General features: G+C 66.8%; 17 protein-coding genes. 13 read left to right on the top strand and 4 right to left on the bottom strand.

What is annotated here, in order from left to right; translation table 11 throughout:
- Nucleotide 1: 1 nt before the first annotated feature.
- Nucleotides 2-604, bottom strand: coding sequence for a DUF6101 family protein (locus AAC071_RS09925; protein WP_339832136.1), 603 nt, complete (start codon nt 602-604; stop codon nt 2-4).
- A gap of 161 nt (nt 605-765) precedes the next feature.
- Between AAC071_RS09925 and AAC071_RS09920 the strand changes: the two genes are divergently transcribed.
- The 12 genes from AAC071_RS09920 (at nt 766) to AAC071_RS09865 (ending at nt 12,353) form a co-directional block, all read left to right on the top strand.
- Complete coding sequence (locus AAC071_RS09920) at nt 766-2,292, top strand: UbiD family decarboxylase (RefSeq protein ID WP_339832135.1); 1,527 nt, start codon at nt 766-768, stop codon at nt 2,290-2,292.
- 7 nt (nt 2,293-2,299) lie between these two features.
- Nucleotides 2,300-2,725 (top strand): alternative ribosome rescue aminoacyl-tRNA hydrolase ArfB, encoded by a 426-nt coding sequence (gene arfB / locus AAC071_RS09915; protein ID WP_339832132.1) that lies wholly within the window; start codon nt 2,300-2,302, stop codon nt 2,723-2,725.
- A gap of 119 nt (nt 2,726-2,844) precedes the next feature.
- Nucleotides 2,845-3,249 carry an MAPEG family protein gene (locus tag AAC071_RS09910; RefSeq protein ID WP_339832131.1) on the top strand — a complete coding sequence of 135 codons (405 nt, stop codon included), beginning with the start codon at nt 2,845-2,847 and terminating at the stop codon, nt 3,247-3,249.
- Nucleotides 3,250-3,271: 22 nt separating this feature from the next.
- Complete coding sequence (locus AAC071_RS09905; RefSeq protein WP_339832130.1) at nt 3,272-4,648, top strand: metallopeptidase TldD-related protein; 1,377 nt, start codon at nt 3,272-3,274, stop codon at nt 4,646-4,648.
- On the top strand, nt 4,635-5,444 hold the full coding sequence (locus AAC071_RS09900) for a 3'(2'),5'-bisphosphate nucleotidase CysQ (protein WP_339832129.1): 810 nt from the start codon (nt 4,635-4,637) through the stop codon (nt 5,442-5,444). Before AAC071_RS09905 ends, AAC071_RS09900 begins: the two co-directional genes overlap by 14 nt.
- A gap of 78 nt (nt 5,445-5,522) precedes the next feature.
- Nucleotides 5,523-5,759, top strand: a complete 237-nt coding sequence (locus AAC071_RS09895; RefSeq protein ID WP_339832128.1) for a DUF4170 domain-containing protein — start codon at nt 5,523-5,525, stop codon at nt 5,757-5,759.
- A complete protein-coding gene (locus AAC071_RS09890; protein WP_339832127.1) occupies nt 5,749-6,273 on the top strand; it encodes a TspO/MBR family protein in 525 nt (174 codons plus the stop codon). Before AAC071_RS09895 ends, AAC071_RS09890 begins: the two co-directional genes overlap by 11 nt.
- Nucleotides 6,274-6,406: 133 nt before the next feature.
- Nucleotides 6,407-8,290: an ABC transporter ATP-binding protein gene (locus tag AAC071_RS09885; protein ID WP_339832125.1), complete on the top strand. Its 1,884-nt coding sequence runs from the start codon at nt 6,407-6,409 to the stop codon at nt 8,288-8,290.
- A 7-nt stretch (nt 8,291-8,297) separates the two neighbouring features.
- Nucleotides 8,298-9,044 carry a lysophospholipid acyltransferase family protein gene (locus AAC071_RS09880; protein WP_339832122.1) on the top strand — a complete coding sequence of 249 codons (747 nt, stop codon included), beginning with the start codon at nt 8,298-8,300 and terminating at the stop codon, nt 9,042-9,044.
- Between the two features lie 16 nt (nt 9,045-9,060).
- Nucleotides 9,061-10,368 (top strand): 3-deoxy-D-manno-octulosonic acid transferase, encoded by a 1,308-nt coding sequence (locus tag AAC071_RS09875; RefSeq protein WP_339832121.1) that lies wholly within the window; start codon nt 9,061-9,063, stop codon nt 10,366-10,368.
- Nucleotides 10,361-11,398 carry a tetraacyldisaccharide 4'-kinase gene (gene lpxK, locus AAC071_RS09870; RefSeq protein ID WP_339832120.1) on the top strand — a complete coding sequence of 346 codons (1,038 nt, stop codon included), beginning with the start codon at nt 10,361-10,363 and terminating at the stop codon, nt 11,396-11,398. The genes AAC071_RS09875 and lpxK overlap by 8 nt, the downstream gene beginning before the upstream one ends.
- A 16-nt stretch (nt 11,399-11,414) precedes the next feature.
- Entirely contained in the window at nt 11,415-12,353 is a 939-nt protein-coding gene (locus AAC071_RS09865) for a lysophospholipid acyltransferase family protein (RefSeq protein WP_339832119.1), read from the top strand.
- A gap of 42 nt (nt 12,354-12,395) precedes the next feature.
- On the opposite strand, the gene AAC071_RS09860 is transcribed toward AAC071_RS09865, so the two are convergent.
- The 3 genes from AAC071_RS09860 to xseA are packed head-to-tail and all read right to left on the bottom strand — an operon-like array spanning nt 12,396 to nt 14,936.
- The gene (locus AAC071_RS09860) at nt 12,396-13,253 is read right to left on the bottom strand and encodes a M23 family metallopeptidase (protein ID WP_339832117.1); all 858 of its coding nucleotides are present in this window, start codon (nt 13,251-13,253) and stop codon (nt 12,396-12,398) included.
- On the bottom strand, nt 13,250-13,468 hold the full coding sequence (locus tag AAC071_RS09855) for a DUF2093 domain-containing protein (RefSeq protein WP_339832115.1): 219 nt from the start codon (nt 13,466-13,468) through the stop codon (nt 13,250-13,252). Before AAC071_RS09855 ends, AAC071_RS09860 begins: the two co-directional genes overlap by 4 nt.
- A gap of 31 nt (nt 13,469-13,499) precedes the next feature.
- Entirely contained in the window at nt 13,500-14,936 is a 1,437-nt protein-coding gene (gene xseA / locus AAC071_RS09850) for an exodeoxyribonuclease VII large subunit (protein WP_339832113.1), read from the bottom strand.
- A 132-nt stretch (nt 14,937-15,068) separates the two neighbouring features.
- Between xseA and purD the strand changes: the two genes are divergently transcribed.
- A complete protein-coding gene (gene purD / locus AAC071_RS09845) occupies nt 15,069-16,352 on the top strand; it encodes a phosphoribosylamine--glycine ligase (RefSeq protein WP_339832112.1) in 1,284 nt (427 codons plus the stop codon).
- The last annotated feature ends 49 nt before the right edge of the window (nt 16,353-16,401 follow it).

Below are 16,401 nucleotides of genomic sequence, written 5' to 3'. Positions count from 1 at the left end.
GTCAATAGGCCGGCGGGCGTGCGCCGCCGACAAGTCGTTCGCCCCAGAGCCGCGGCTGGCCGGACTGGCCGAAGGAAAGCGGACGGCGGGCCGAAAGCGGGTTGGCGCCGGAATGCGGCTGCGGCTCGCCGACATGCAGCGCGCCGAGGCGCCGCTCGGCCGCATGAAGCGTTCCTTCGCGGTCTTCGACCAGCAATGGCAGCCGAAGCACCCGGCCCCAGGAGCGCCAGCGCGCCGGCGCGTCGAGGCCGTCATGCGACGCATGGACGACGATATTGCGCTTCGAATTCCGGCGGTGGGTCAGCTCGACCACGAGTGCCTTCTCGATGCCGCGCCTGTCGCGATCGACGACCCGCAACGCGACACCTTCATAGGCCGAGATCGGCTCCGACCAATCGAAGATACCGAGAATGGGTGAGGAGTCATTGACCGTCACCGCATCGGCATGGACGGTCGCAAAACGGATGAAGCCGAAGGCGCGCGGCAGCAGCGCCGCCGCCCCGATGGCGACATGCTGGGGCAGATGAAACGGATCGGCATCGATCTCGCCGCCGCGCCAGATGCGCGTCGCCGGTTGCCGTGTTTCTTTTCCGTGCCTGGTCACGCCGCTCGCTCCCGCATTGGTGTCCTGTATCGAGACTACGCCCCGAACGGTTGGCGCCTTGTTAACGCATGGGCCCATTTGGCAGCGCTGCGGGAATGCGGCATTCTGCGCGCCCCGGACCGGTGCAAGGCCCGGAAAACAGCCGAAAGTCCGGAAAGCCGATGTCCTATGCCTCGCTGCGCGAATTCCTGTCGAAACTCGACGCATCGGGCGACCTTGCCCGTGTGACGGAACCGGTTTCGACCGTTCTCGAGATGACCGAAATCCAGACCCGGCTGCTGGCCGAGCAGGGGCCGGCCGTCATCTTCCAGCAGGCGCAGATGGCCGATGGGCGCCTCTCGCCTATGCCGGTACTGGTCAATCTCTTCGGCACGGTGGAGCGGGTGGCCCAGGCGGTCACCATGGGCGGCATCGAGCGCCGTCACGCGAAGGACCTGCGCGAAGTCGGTGAGGCGCTGGCCTTTCTGCGCCAGCCGGAACCGCCGGGCGGTTTCCGCGAAGCCTTCGAAATGCTGCCGCTGCTGAAGACCGTGATGGCGATGAAGCCGAAGACGCTGTCGTCGGCGCCGTGTCAGGAGATCGTGCTGAAAGGCAGTGACATCAATCTCCACGACCTGCCGATCCAGACCTGCTGGCCGGGCGAGCCGGCGCCGCTGATCACCTGGCCGCTGGTCGTGACCAGGGGGCCGAAAGGCGTCAAGGAAGACGACTTCAATCTCGGCATCTACCGGATGCAGGTGCTCGGGCGAGACAAAACGATCATGCGCTGGTTGGCGCATCGCGGCGGCGCGCAGCATCACGCGCGCTGGAAAGCCGAGAAGCGCGAGCCCTTGCCGGCCGCCTGCGTCATCGGCGCCGATCCCGGCACGATCCTCGCCGCCGTCACGCCGGTCCCCGACACGCTGAGCGAATATCAGTTCGCGGGGCTGCTGCGCGGCCGGAAGGTCGAGCTTGTCGATTGCAAGACGGTGCCGTTGAAGGTGCCGGCCGAAGCCGAAATCGTCATCGAGGGCCATGTCTCGCTGGAGGAATATGAAGACGAGGGTCCCTATGGCGACCACACGGGCTACTATAACTCGGTCGAGAAGTTTCCGGTCTTCACCGTCAGCGCCATCACCATGCGCAAGGACCCGATCTATCTCTCGACCTTCACCGGCCGTCCGCCGGACGAACCTTCGGTGCTGGGCGAGGCGTTGAACGAAGTCTTCATTCCGCTGCTGCAGCAGCAGTTTCCCGAGATCGTCGACTTCTGGCTGCCGCCCGAAGGCTGCTCCTACCGCATCGCCGTCATCTCGATGAAGAAGGCCTATCCCGGCCACGCCAAGCGCGTGATGATGGGCGCCTGGTCCTATCTGCGGCAGTTCATGTACACGAAATGGGTGATCGTGGTCGATGACGACATCGATGCGCGCGACTGGAAGGACGTCATGTGGGCGATCAGCACACGGATGGACCCGGTGCGCGACGTGACGCTGATCGAGAACACGCCGATCGACTATCTCGACTTCGCCTCGCCTGAAAGCGGCCTGGGCGGCAAGATCGGTCTTGACGCGACCAACAAATGGCCGCCGGAAACGAAGCGCGAATGGGGTCGCCAGATCCGCATGGATCAGGATGTGATCGACGCGGTGACGAAGAAATGGTCGAGCCTCGGCCTCCCCGGCACCGGCAAGCCGATCTGGAAGTGATGCGCCGATGATCCCCGTCACGGACAGCCTCTCGATCGGCGAGGACGAGATTTCCATCACCTATATCCGCGCCGGCGGTCCGGGCGGGCAGAACGTCAACAAGGTCTCCACAGCCGCGCAACTTCGTTTCGATGTCCGCGGATCGCCCTCGCTGACGGCGCCGGTCAAGGCACGGCTCGAACGGATAGCGGGCGCCAAGCTCACCAAGGACGGTATCGTCATCATTACGGCGAACCGTTTCCGGACGCAGGAGGCCAACCGTCGCGATGCGATAGGCCGGCTTGTGGAAATGATCGCGGCGGCGGCGCATCGGCCGAAGTTCCGGGTGCCGACGCGGCCAAGCCTTGGCGAGAAGAAGCGGCGCCTCGAAAGCAAGGTCAGGCGTGGCGCAACGAAGCAACTGCGCAGTCGCCGGCCCGGCACGGACGACTGACCCCGGCATTTGCTGCCGCTGGCAGCGCTGTCACGCTGTCATGCGGGGTCCGGCCCGTGCTAGCCTTGCCGCCGATCCGGAGAATCAGGCCCGTGGCAGGCCAAAGGGAGGATGCCCCGATGACATTCTATTCGATCTCGCTGGCAATCGTCGGCGTCTATGCCGGTCTCAACATTCTCATCAACCTGTTCCTGGCTTATCGCGTCTCTGCCAATCGCCTTCGCGCCAATGTGATGACGGGAACCGGCGACGACGACAAGTTGTACAATGCGAGCCGCGCCCACATCACCAATGTCGAATACACGCCGATCGGCCTGATCGGTCTTGTAGTGCTGCACATGCTCTCGGCCTCGATCATCGTGCTGCATGTGGTCGGTCTTGCGCTGACCATCGGCCGCGTGCTGCACGCGATCGGTGTTTCACGAACAGGCGCGTCGACGCCGCCACGCCTTGTCGGCACGCTGTTGACCTGGATCGGGCAGCTTGTGGCGGGCCTTGCCTGTCTCTATTACGCATTGCTCTGAACAACGTCTGGAAGCGGCAGGGATGACTGGAACGGCAAAGGCCGACGGAATGTTGTCGGCACTCGATGCAGCGGCAGCGCTTGTCGACCGCGCATTGGCGGCCGGCGCCGATGCCGCCGATGCCGTTGCCATGGAGGGCACGTCGCTGGGCGTCTCGTGGCGCCTCGGCAAGCTCGAGGATGTCGAACGCTCGGAGGGACGTGACATCGGTCTGCGCGTTTTCATCGGCAGACGTCAGGCGAGCGTTTCCACCACGGATCTGTCGGAGACATCGCTTGCACCGATGATCGAACGCGTGGTGGCCATGGCGCGCGCCGCGCCGGAAGACGTCTGGTGCGGATTGGCGGATGCCGCGCTGCTGGCACGGGACTGGCCGGATCTCGATATCGAAGACAAGAGCCCGCCGCCGACGGCAGAACAACTGGCCGCTTTGGCATCCGAGGCGGAGGAGGCCGCGCTTGCGGTTGATGGTGTCACCAATTCGAGCGGGGCAGGGGCGGGGTGGGGCCGCTCCAGCGTTGCATTGGTCGCGCGTGATGCCGCCGGCCGTGGTTTTGCGGGGACCTATGCGGGGACCTTCTGTTCGATTTCCTGCTCGGTGCTGGCCGGCGAAGGCACGGCGATGGAGCGCGACTATGACCACATGACGGCGCGGCATGGACACGATCTCGAATCCGCCACCGCGATCGGCCGTCGCGCAGGCGAAAAGGCGGTAAGGCGGCTCCATCCGCGCAAGGTTTCTTCGCAGGCGGTGCCCGTGGTCTACGATCCGCGCGTCTCGGGCGGACTCGTCGGCCATTTTGCGAGCGCCATTTCCGGAACGTCGATCGCGCGCGGAACCAGTTTTCTGAAGAACGAGATGGATCGTGCCGTATTTGCGCGCGGCATTTCGATCGTCGACGATCCGCACATGAAGCGTGGCCTGCGCTCAAAGCCGTTTGATGGCGAGGGCGTCGCGAACCGCCGCATGAATCTGATCGATGATGGACGCCTGACGACCTGGCTGCTCGACAGTGCAACGGCACGCCAGCTTGGTCTGGTGTCGACCGGCCACGCGGCACGCGGCACGGGCGGATCGCCGTCGCCGGCGCCGACCAACCTCTATATGGAGAAAGGCTGTCTCGGCGTGAAGGAATTGATCGCCGATATCGGACAGGGCCTCTATATCACCGAGCTGATCGGCATGGGCATCAATGGCGTGACCGGCGACTACAGCCGCGGCGCTTCCGGTTTCTGGATCGAGAATGGCGAAATCACATACCCGGTGAGTGAAATCACGGTGGCCGGAAACCTCAAGGACATGTTCCTGAACATGACGCCGGCCGACGATCTCGAGTTTCGCCACGGCACCAACGCACCGACGGTCCGCGTCGAGGGGATGACCGTTGCCGGTACCTGACGGTGATTTTGTCCTGCTGAAAGAGGCGGTCAGGGATGCGGGCGCGCTTGCCATGCGCTATTTCGGCACCGACCTCAGGAAATGGTCGAAGGATGCCGACAACAGTCCGGTCACCGAAGCCGATATTGCCGTCAACGATCTCTTGCAGGCGCGTCTGACCTCGGCACGACCCGAATATGGCTGGTTGTCGGAAGAAACCGAGGATGACGCGATACGTCTCTCGCGCCGCTTGACCTGGGTCGTCGATCCGATCGACGGCACGCGGGCCTTTGCCAGGGGCCAACCCCATTTCGTTGTATCCGTTGCATTGGTCGCGGACGGTCGTCCGGTCATCGCCGCGCTTTTCAATCCTGCGACGGATGAATTCTTCGACGCGGCGATCGGCGGCGGCGCGCGGCTCAACGGTCGGTCGATCCATGTCAGCAACCGCAGCGAAATCGAAGGCTGCCGGATCGCGGCCTTTGCGCCGATGTTCAAGCATCCCGGATGGAGCCGAGCCGGCATCCCGCCCTGGCCTGAAATGGACATTCTGGAACGCAACTCGGTCGCCTACCGGATCGCACTGGTGGCCTGCGGCATGGCCGACGCGGCGCTCGCGCTGAATGGCAAGAGCGATTGGGATCTTGCGGCGGCGGATCTGATCGTCACCGAGGCAAGGGGCTGCATGACGACGCATGACGGCCGGCCCTTTACCTACAATCGTGAAAGCACGCGGCACCGCAGCCTGCTCGTTGCAGGTCCGGCGCTCCACGATGCAATGCTGGCTCGATTGGGTGCGATACGCTTGCCCGACTGACAGCAACGCCTTCGCCGGATCGCATTGCCGTGCTAGCATCCGACTCGCATCCGATGCAGTCGTTGTCCCGAGGTCTTCATGTCAAAACAGCTTCTGCACCTGGTATTCGGCGGCGAGCTGACGCATCTGGAAGGCAGGGAGTTCAAGGACACGACGGCGCTGGATATCGTCGGTATCTTCCCGGATTACGACACGGCGCATCGTGCATGGAAGGCGGCCGCCCAGAAAACGGTCGACAACGCGCATATGCGATATTTCATTGTACATCTGCACCGGCTGCTCGATCCCGATCAGGATGGTGGCGATGACGAGTAACGACCCGTCGCCGGACAACAAGGCAAGGCCGGGGCCGGGCACGCTGATGTCGCTTGTCTGCCTGTTCGGATTTCTGATTGTGGTCTTCATTGTCGCCGGCGCGGGCGGCGCCGTGACGGCAACGAGCGTCGGTGACTGGTATCAGGAACTGGTCAAGCCGCCGCTCAACCCCGACGAATGGGTTTTCCCGGTCGTCTGGAACTTTCTCTATTTCCTGATGGCGATCTCGGCCTGGCTGGTCTGGCGCGCGGCGGGAAGTTTCGACAAGGCGGGCGGGCCGCTGTCCCTGTTCGGCATGCAGCTGGCGTTGAATCTGTCCTGGAGCATCGTGTTTTTCGGGCTGAAGAGCCCGGCGCTGGCGGTCCTGGTGGTGCTGGCCCTCGACGCGGCCATCATTCTGATGGTGATGGCATTCCTCAAGTTCGATCGTCTCGCCGGTCTGCTGCAGTTGCCCTATCTCGCCTGGACGCTGTTCGCCACTTATCTGACGGTCTCCATCGCCTTGCTGAATTGACGGGCGCCCCGGAAATCGGTCAAAAGGTCAATTGAATGAAGCGTTTACCATTTGCCGCCTTTATGGCGACAGGTGGTGTGCCGTGATATGGTCCCGGCAATCCCGATCGCCGGGACCGAACGAGACAGGCCAGATGCCAAGCCAGAAATCCGCCGCCGATACCGGCCTTGGGGGAACGGGGCCGCGCCCGGATTCGCCGCAACCCGCCGGCCAGACTCCGCCGCCGGAACTCACGACCCGTCAGGTCGTGGGCCGGATGGCGCGCGAATATCTGCGCCCGCACTGGCGTCTGGCGGCCATGGCGCTTTTTGCCAGCGTCATTGTTGCGGCATCGACCGGCGTCCTCCCGATCCTGATCAAGCATGCCCTCGACAACATTGTCGGCTCGGACGCATGGATGCTGCTGCTGGTGTCGGCCGGCGCCATTGCCGCGACCTCGGTCCAGGCCGTTGCGGCCTATTTCGCCAAGGTCAACATGAGCACGATCGGGCAATATATCGTTGCCGAGATTCAGCGTCGCATGTTCGACCGCATCATGCATGCGGACCTGGCCTGGGTCAGCAGCACGCATTCGGGCCGTTTCATTTCCGGCTTTCTCTACGATGCCAGCCGCGTGCGCGATTCGATCACCACCACCGTGATCGATCTCGGTCAGAATCTGCTGACGGTGATCGCCCTGATCGGCGCGATGTTCTATCTCAACTGGCAGCTGGCGCTGATGGGCACGGCCGTCATTCCCTTCGTCGCCCTTCTGGTGCGCCAGCTCGGACGGCGGTCGCGCAAGGCGGCCCGGCAGACCATGCAGGGCTCCGGCGACCTGTCGGCGGTCATCTCGGAAGCGCTGGGCGGCATCCGGGTGGTCAAGGCCTATGACCAGGAAGCCACCGAGATTGCCCGCGCCAAGCGCTCGATCGACGAGGTGCTGCGCCATTCGCTGCGCGCGCTGAAAAGCCGCGCCGCGGCCAGTCCGGTCACCGGCATCCTGTCGGGCTTCGGCATTGCGGCCGTCATCTATTTCGGCGGCCGCAGCGTCCAGACCGGCCTGCTGACCATCGGCGATCTCGGCGGTTTTCTCTCCGCCATGATGCTGGCCTACGAGCCGCTGAAGAAACTCGCCAGCACCCAGACCCTGATGCAGGAAGGCGTCGCGGCGGCCATTCGCGTCTTTCCGATCCTCGACATCGAGCCCGGCATCCGGGCGCCGGCGAATGCCGCGCCGCTCCGCATTCGCGATGGCGCGGTCCGTTTCGAGGACGTGCATTTCCACTATGGCGACGGCACGCCGGCGCTCAAGGGGGTGACGATCGAGGTGCCGAAGGGGCATACGGTGGCGCTGGTCGGCCCGTCGGGGGCCGGCAAGAGCACCATTCTCAATCTGGTGCCGCGCTTCTACGATCCGACCGCCGGCCGCGTCCTGATCGACGGTCAGGACGTCGCGCAGGTCACGCTGGCCTCGCTCAGAGGCGCCAGCTCGCTGGTGACGCAGGAGCCGTTTCTCTTCGACGACACGATCCGGGCCAACATCGCCTATGGGTCGCCCGACGCCGGCGATGCCGAGATCGAACAGGCCGCACGCAATGCCGCCGCGCATGAATTCATCCAGGCGCTGCCCGATGGCTACGACACGCGCGTCGGCGAGGCGGGCTTCAAGCTCTCCGGCGGCCAGCGCCAGCGCATTGCCATCGCGCGCGCGATGCTGAAGAACGCGGCGATCCTGCTGCTCGACGAGGCGACATCGGCACTCGACACGGCATCCGAGATGCAGGTGCAGAAGGCGCTGGCGCGCCTGATGGAAGGGCGGACGACGCTGGTCATCGCCCACCGCCTCTCGACCATCAAGCACGCCCACAATATCTATGTCATCGAAGACGGCCGCGTGGTCGAGCAGGGAACCCATGCCGAACTGGTCGCCGCGGGCGGTCTCTATGCGGAATTGTCGCGTTCGCAATTCATCGAGGACGCGGCTGCCGGCCCGGCGCAGGACGAAGCGCCGCACACGGCCCTGGCGGGAGAATAGGGACCCGATGTCGCTCGGCAAGAAGATATTCAAGAGTGCGGCCTTCGCCGGCGCGATCGGTTTCCTGATTGCGCTCTATATCCGTCTGGTCCGGCGGACCTGCCGCTTCGAGATCCGGCGCGGCGACATCGCCGCCAGTTTCTGGAATGTCGACAAGCCCTTTGTCGCGGCGACATGGCATGGACAGAATCTGATCCTGCCGCCCTTCTGGCACAACTGGCGCGAGTGGCGCATCCTGGTCTCGAAACATGGCGACGGCGAGATCGTCGACAGCGTCATGCGCCATCTCGGCGTCAGCACGATCCGCGGCGCTGGCGTGCCGAAGGGCGAGGAGCGCAGCCACAAGCACAAGGGCAAGGGCGGCGCCGGCGCCTTGCGCGCCATGGTCCGCGCGCTTGGCGAGAACATCTCGATCGGTCTGACTGCCGATCTGCCCCCGGGGCCGGCGCGGCGCGCGGGCGAGGGCATCGTGATGCTGGCGCGGCTCTCCGGCCGTCCCATCGTGCCGGTGGCCGCGACGACGCGCGCCCGCATCAAGCTCGACAACTGGGACCGCTTCACCATCAACCTGCCCTTCTCGAAGGGCGCGCTGGTATGGGGCGAACCGATCTATGTCGACCGCGATGCGAGCCCGGAGGAAATCGAACGCGCGCGGCAGCGCGTCGAGGACGGTCTCAACGAAGTCGCGGCCGAGGCCGAACGCCTGGTCGGCCGCGCCCCGTCCCTGCAGGATGCAGGGACGGTGGCGTCTTGAGCATCCCGTTCCGGTGATGACCGCGACCGCCACATCGCCCGGCCTTGCGCTCTACCGTCTGTTGACGCGGGCGCTGGCGCCGGTGGCCCCGGTCCTGCTGCGCCGCCGGATTGCGCGCGGCAAGGAGGATCCGGCCCGCATCGGCGAGCGCCTCGGCCGCCCGTCGCGGCCGCGGCCGCCGGGCCGCCTGGTCTGGTTCCATGCCGCCAGCATCGGCGAGTCGCTGTCGGTGCTGCCGCTGATCGACCGCCTGCTGGCCGCGGCACCCGACATCGCGGTGCTGGTCACCACCGGCACCGTCACCTCGGCCCGGCTGATGGCCGAGCGCCTGCCGCCGCGCGCCGTGCATCAACTGGTGCCGCTCGATCATCCGGCCTGGTGCGCCCGCTTTCTCGACCACTGGCGGCCCGATCTCGCCATATGGGTCGAGTCGGAATTCTGGCCGAACCTGATGCGCGCCGCCCGGGCGCGCGGCCTGCCGCTGGCCCTCGTCAATGCGCGCATCACCGAACAGTCCTTCCGCAACTGGCGCCGCGCGCCGCAGATGGCGGCGGCGCTGCTGGCGGGCTTTTCGCTGACGGTGGCGCAGGACAAGGCCAGTGCCGAACGTCTGCGCGCCCTCGGCGCGCCCTCGGTGCGGCGCCTCGGCAATCTGAAACACGATGCCGCGCCGCTGCGCCCCGACGCCGGCGAACTGGCGCGCCTGCAGGGCCAGATCGCCGGCCGCCCGGTCTGGCTGGCCAGCAACACGCATGACGGCGAAGAGCGTGCCGCCGCCGAAGCGCATCGCGCGCTGGCCGCGGCCCATCCCGGCCTGCTGACGATCATCGTGCCGCGCCACCCGGCGCGCGGCCCGGCCGTGGCCGCCGAATGCCGGGCGCTCGGCCTTGCGGTGGCCCGGCGCAGCGCCGGCGAGAGCATCGCCGCGACGACCGACATCTATCTCGGCGACACACTGGGCGAAATGGGCCTCTACTACAGTCTGTCCGGCATTGCCTTCATCGGCGGCACGCTCCACCCGGCCGGCGGCCACAATCCCTTCGAGGCGGCGCGTCTCGACTCGGCCCTGATCGCGGGCCCCTCCGACTTCAATTTCGCCGAGGCCTATGCGGCCTTCGAGGCGGCCGGCGCGATGCAGCGCATTGCCGGCCCGGCCGAACTGGCCGGCGCGGTCGCGCCGCTTCTGGCCGACCCCGCCTTGCGCCGGCAAAGGGCCGCGGCGGCGCAGGCCGTCGCCAGCGCCGACAGCGGCGCGACATCGCGCGTCTTCGAGCTGCTCTGGCCGCTGCTGCCGCCGGCCGCGGAGGGTCATGCCGATGCGTGAACCGCGCTTCTGGTATCCGCCGCGAACCGGCGCCGCGCCGCAGTTGCCGGCGCGTCTGCTGGCGCCGGCCGGCTGGCTCTACGGTCTGGCCGGCCGCATCCGCTATCGCCGTGCCACGCCGGAGCGCGCGGCCGTGCCGGTCGTCTGCATCGGCAATCTGACGGCCGGCGGCACCGGCAAGACGCCGCTGGCGCTGACCCTTGCCGAGCGCCTGATCGCAGCCGGCGAGAATGTTCATTTCCTGACCCGGGGCTATGGCGGCCGCGAGCGCGGCCCGATCCGGGTCGATCCGGCGCGGCACGGCGCGGCCGATGTCGGCGACGAGCCGCTGCTGCTGGCTGCCATCGCGCCGGCATGGGTGTCGGCACGGCGGCCGGAAGGCGCGGCAGCCGCGGTACGCGGCGGCGCGCAATTGATCGTGATGGATGACGGCTTCCAGAACCCGCATCTCGTCAAGGACTTCTCGATACTGGTCGTCGACGCGGCGACGGGCGTCGGCAACGGGCGTCTCATTCCGGCCGGCCCCCTGCGCGAGCGCATCGACGGCGCGCTGGCACGGGCCCAGGCGGTCATCCTGAACGGCCGCGGCCATGCGGCCGACGGCATCGCGGCGCGTGCCCGCGCCCGCGGCCTGCCGGTTTTCAATGCGATCACCCGGCCGGCCACACCGCCCGGCCTGGGCGATCTGCCGCTGCTGGCCTTTGCCGGCATCGGCCGTCCCGAGAGATTCTATCGCACGCTGGCCGATCTCGGTGCCGAGGTCGCCGAGACGGTCGATTTCGCCGACCACCACATGTATTCCGAGCGCGACGCCCTGCATCTGCTGGTCCGGGCGCGCGAGCGCGGCCTGCGCCTGATCACCACCGAAAAGGACGCGGTGCGTCTGGCCCATGCGCCGGCCGGCAGCGCGCGGGCACGGCTGCGCGATGCCGCGATGCAGTTGCCGGTCCGGGCGCTGATTGCCAACATCGACACCCTGATGGCGTTGATCGACGACGCAACGCGACGCGCGCGTCGCCGCCGGGGTTGAGAGGGGGCGGGAAGGCATGACGGCAAAGAGCACGACCGTGCACCTGTTCGAATATGCGGCGCTGAAGATCGCACTGGCCTTTTTCCATCTGCTGGGACTCGACCGGGCATCGGCGCTGGGCGGCCGGCTGGCGCGATATCTCGGTCCGAAACTCGGCATCTCCAAGCGCGCCCGCGCCAATATCCGCCGCGCCATGCCGGATCTGCCGCCAGCCGAGGTCGAGCGCATCCTGGCCGCGATGTGGGAAAATCTCGGCCGCACCATCGGTGAGTATGCGCATCTCGAACGCTTCGGGCATCCCGGCGAACGCCACCGCATCGAGGTGGTCGGCGCCGGGGCCTTGCGGGCCATGGCGGCGGAAGGCTATGGCGGCGTCCTGGTGTCGGGTCACTTTTCGAACTGGGAATTGCTGCCCCTGGTCATGCGTCTGGAAGGGCTCGAAGGCGGCGAGGTCTATCGCCATGCCAACAACCCCTTCGTCAACGAATGGATGGTCTCGTTGCGCCGGCGTGCCACCGGCGGCGCGACGCAGATCCCCAAGGGCGGAGCCGGCGCGCGTGTGATCGTCAGGCTGATGCGCGAGAACCGCTTCGTCGCCATGCTGACCGATCAGAAGATGAATGACGGCGTGGAGGCGCGCCTGTTCGGGCTGCGCGCCATGACGGCGGGCGCACCGGCGGGTCTGGCCGTGCGCTACAATGTGCCGGTGCTGCCGGTCGGCATCGAACGCCTCGAAGGCGCCCGTTTCCGCGTCACCGTCTACGACCCGATCCTGGCGAATCCGGAGGCCGAGCCCTTCGACGAGATCCTGCGCATCACCCAGGAGATCAACGATTTTCTCGAGGCGCGCATCCGCGCCCGCCCGCATGAATGGCTCTGGCTGCATGATCGCTGGTCGGTCAAGCCCTGGCAGCGCCGCCGGTACGGGTCGGAAGAGGATGGTTCTGTCGAATAGGAAGAACGCCGTGCCGTCCGGAAACGCGACAGGACCGGAGCCCTAGTCGCCGCCGCCGGCGGCCGTCTGGGCTGCGTCCGGCATTGCCCCGGCAAGATTGACCGGATCGAGCTGCGCGCCGCGCCAGAACATGCCCCAGTGAAGATGCGGTCCGGTGGCGCGGCCGGTTGCGCCCACCGCGCCGATGACCTCGCCCTGTTCGACGGTCTGACCTTCCGTCACGTCGACCCGGCTCATATGCATGATGACGCTGGTCACGCCATGACCGTGATCGAGAAACACCAGGCCGCCCTCGAAATACATGTCCGCTTCGGCCAGCGTCACCACACCCGCCTGCGGCGCAACGATCGGCGTACCGGTCGGCGCGGCCACGTCGACGCCGTAATGCGGCCGGCGCGGTTCGCCATTATAGATGCGTTGCGAGCCGAACACGCCGGTGATCGGACCGGTCGTCGGCCAGATGAAGGGCTGTGCGAACCAGCTGCCCTCGATCCGTTTGCCGCGCGCTGCGGTCTTCAGTTCGCGCTCCCTGGCGATGCGGGCCAGCGTCTCGGGCGGCGGCGTCACATATTTCTGCGGCAAGCCGTCGATGCGCTGGATGGCCCAGTCGCGGCGCGCCACCTCGATCTGCCGTTCCGTGCCGGTCCCGTCCGGATAGGTGACGGCAAGATGTGCGGTGGCGCCGTGATCGCGGTCGAAACCGAATGCGAAGAGGCCGTTTCCGGCAACGGGTACATCGGTCCCGTCGAGCCGCACCTTGGCGCCCGGCATGGCCGTGCCGATAATCAGCGCGCCCTGCGTCATCTCGCCCTGTAATTCGAGCGCCGGCACGGCGTCCGCAACGGCAGGCGAAGCGGCGGCGAGGATGAGGGCCGAAAGAAGCGCGACCGGCCGGATCATGAGGACGATTGCAGTTCGATATGGCGCTTCAGCGAAATCTCGGCGCTGGCATAGGCTTCCTGGCGGTCGACGCTCCAGTAGCGCAACTCGTCGAGCGTGATCTGCGCGCCGGTGACGGCGCAGGTCACAAAGCTGCCATGCCGCACGACATGGAATTCGCCGTCGCCATAGACGAGCTCTGCCGCGCCACCGCTCATTTTGTCGATCCTGTTCATTTTTGCAGTATAGCCCGGCCGACAGCCGCGATCAAAGCAGACTGCCCTGCGGGCCCTCGGGCTTCGCTTTCGCGGCAGGCTTTGGTTTCTCGGGCGCGCCGGGCGCGGCGACGACGCCGAGCCGGTCCGCGGCGAACTCGATCTCGAGCGGCGTGCCGGATTTCAGGCCCGCGCCGCTGCGCAACGGCTTGCCGGCATGGTCGCGCACCACCGCGAAGCCGCGCTTCAGCACGCCATGATAGGAATAGCTTTCGAGTAGCTTGGAAAGGCCGTCCAGCCGTCGCGCATTGTCGGTGACGAGGCGCTTCTCGGCGGCGAGCGCACGCGCATTCATTTCGCCGGCGCGCCGCCGCGCTTCGGCGATGCGTCTTTCGATCGGCGCGATCGACAGCCGGCCCTCGATTCGGTGCAGCCGCGCACGCTTGACTTCCGCCGCGCGCGCCAGCGCCCGCCCCAGCCGGTCGCTGGCGGCGTCGAAGCGCTGGCGTGGCAGCGCCACGATATCGGCGGGGCGCGGCAGCCCGCGCGCCATGCCGCGCAATTCGTTGCGCGCCGCTTCGATGGTCCGCGCCTCGCCCCGCATCAGCCGCCGGGCGCGATCCTGCACTTCGGCAACGAGGTCGGCCCGCACGGGCACCGCCATCTCGGCAGCAGCCGTCGGCGTCGGCGCGCGGCGGTCGGCGGCGAAATCGATCAGCGTCGTGTCGGTCTCGTGGCCGACGGCCGAGATCAGCGGGATCGCGCTTTCGGCGGCAGCCCGCACGACGATTTCCTCGTTGAACGACCACAGATCCTCGATCGAGCCGCCGCCGCGCGCGACGATCAGCAGGTCGGGCCGCGGAATCTTTCCGTTCTTGTCCATCCGGTTGAAGCCGGCGATCGCGGCGGCAACCTCGGCGGCGGACGTCTCGCCCTGCACGCGTACCGGCCAGACGACGACATGGCGCGGAAAACGGTCGGCGAGCCGGTGCAGAATGTCGCGAATGACGGCGCCGGTCGGGCTGGTCACGATGCCGATGACGTCCGGAAGAAAGGGCAGGGCGCGCTTGCGCTCCGCCGCGAACAGCCCTTCGGCCGCGAGCTTGCGGCGCCGTTCTTCCAGCAGCGCCATCAATGCGCCCACGCCGGCCGGTTCCAGGTGTTCGATCACAATCTGGTATTTGGAGCTGCCGGGATAGGTGGTCAGCTTTCCCGTCGCGATTACCTCCATGCCCTCTTCGGGCTTGAAGCGCAGTCGGCCGAAATTTCCCTTCCAGATCACGGCATCGATGCGGGCCTTGTCGTCCTTCAGCCCGAAATAGCAATGGCCCGAGGAATGCGGGCCGCGATAGCCGGTGATTTCGCCGCGCACGCGCACATGGCCATAAGTGTCCTCGACGGTTTTCTTCAGGGCGAACGAGATTTCGCTGACCGAGAACTCGTGAACATTGCCGCTGCCGGCGGCGGCTGACGTATCGGAAGCGGCCATTTGGAGGCTTTCGGTCCTGATGATTCGCGGTTTGCGGCGGTTTGCCCGCGCTTCCTCCCATGCTACAAGGAAACCGCTTTGGCGGGGCGTGTTTTCTGGTCCTTGCCGCGGCTTTCCGGGAGTTGCGATCTCATGAACATTCTCGTCATCGGCTCGGGTGGCCGCGAACATGCGCTGTGCTGGAAAATCCGCCAGAGCCCGCTTTGCAACGCGCTCTATTGCGCGCCGGGCAATGGCGGGATCGCCGCCGTCGCCGAATGCGTCGCGCTGTCGCCGCTGGATTTTGACGCGATCGTTTCCTTCTGTCGCGCGAAGGAAATCGGCTTCGTGGTCGTCGGTCCCGAAGACCCGCTGGTCGCGGGTCTGGTCGACCGTCTCGACGCCGAAGGGGTCGCGAGCTTCGGCCCCTCGGCTGCGGCGGCGCAGCTCGAAGGCTCGAAAGGCTTCACCAAGGATCTCTGTGCCGAGTGGTCGATCCCGACGGCGTCTTACGGACGGTTTTCGGCCGCGGCGCCGGCGAAGGATTTCATCCGCGAAAAAGGCGCGCCGATCGTCGTCAAGGCCGATGGGCTGGCGGCCGGCAAGGGCGTCATCGTCGCGCTGACGCCGGCCGAGGCCGAGGCGGCCGTCGACGAGATCTTTTCCGGCCGATTCGGCGCCGCCGGTGCCGAAGTCGTCGTCGAGGAATTTCTCGAAGGCGAGGAGGCGAGCTTCTTCGCGCTCTGCGACGGCAGCATGGCCCTGCCGCTGGCGACCGCCCAGGATCACAAGCGCGTCTTCGACGGCGACAAGGGCGCCAACACGGGCGGCATGGGCGCCTATTCGCCGGCGCCGGTCATGACGCCGGGCCTGTGCGCGCGCACCATGCGCGAGATCGTCGAGCCGACGGTCAAGGCCATGGCGGCCCGCGGCACGCCCTTCAAGGGGGTGCTCTATGCCGGCCTGATGCTGACGAAGGACGGTCCGAAACTGATCGAATACAATGCCCGCTTCGGCGATCCCGAGACCCAGGTCCTGATGACCCGTCTCGATTGCGATGTCCTTCCGTTGCTGATGGCCACCCATGACGGCACGCTGGCGAGTGCCGACCTGCGCTGGAAGGACGAGGTCGCCCTGACGGTGGTCATGGCCGCCAACGGCTATCCCGGCGATTATGAAAGGAATACCGAGATCAAGGGCCTCGACGCGGCGGCGGCGGTCGAGGGCGTCGAGATTTTCCATGCCGGGACGCGCGCCGAGAACGGCCGGATTCTGGCTGTCGGCGGGCGCGTGCTCAACGTGACCGGGACCGGCGCCAGCACCGTCGAGGCCCAGGCGCGCGCCTATCGTGCGGTCGCGGCGATCGACTGGCCGCAAGGCTTCTGTCGCCGCGACATCGGCTATCGTGCCATCGAGCGCGAGAAGCAGCACGCGTGAGGGGCGGGCAATGCCAATAGCTCACATCCCCTCCGCCGTCATGACCCGG

Origin of the sequence: uncultured Parvibaculum sp. (assembly GCF_963975745.1) — a bacterium.
GTDB lineage: Bacteria > Pseudomonadota > Alphaproteobacteria > Parvibaculales > Parvibaculaceae > Parvibaculum.
The sequence above is the reverse complement of the archived record's forward strand: the minus strand, read 5'-3'. Positions and strand labels throughout refer to the sequence as shown.